This is a genomic window from Lysinibacillus sp. NPDC093216 (assembly GCF_050280325.1).
Taxonomy (GTDB): Bacteria; Bacillota; Bacilli; order Bacillales_A; family Planococcaceae; genus Lysinibacillus.
This window is the reverse complement of the sequence record NZ_JBNNVB010000006.1, coordinates 117784-118190: the sequence shown is the minus strand read 5'-3', so window position 1 is coordinate 118190 and position 407 is coordinate 117784. Positions and strand designations below refer to the sequence as shown.

Annotated in this window: 1 protein-coding gene; it reads right to left on the bottom strand. The window is 54.3% G+C overall.

Features of this window, described 5'->3' with window-relative positions:
* A partial coding sequence (locus tag ACQKOG_RS09450) for a hypothetical protein (protein ID WP_427446149.1) occupies positions 1-407 on the bottom strand: 407 nt, incomplete at both ends.

Sequence of the window (407 nt, the reverse complement as noted above, 5' to 3'; positions counted from 1 at the left end):
AGAGCCAGTAGAACCAGTAGAACCAGTAGAACCAGTAGAACCAGTAGAACCAGTAGAACCAGTAGAACCAGTAGAACCAGTAACACCAGTAGCTCCAGTGTCACCGGTAACGCCAGTAGAACCAGTAGCCCCAGTAGAGCCGGTAGCTCCAGTGTCACCAGTAGAGCCAGTAGCTCCCGTAGCCCCGGTAGCCCCGGTAGCCCCGGTAGCCCCGGTAGCCCCGGTAGCCCCGGTAGCCCCGGTAGAACCAGTAGCTCCAGTAGAACCGGTAACTCCGGAAGAACCAGTAGCTCCAGTGTCACCAGTAACACCAGTAACACCAGTAACACCAGTAACACCAGTAACACCAGTAACACCAGTAACACCAGTAACACCAGTAACACCAGTAACACCAGTAACACCAGGTA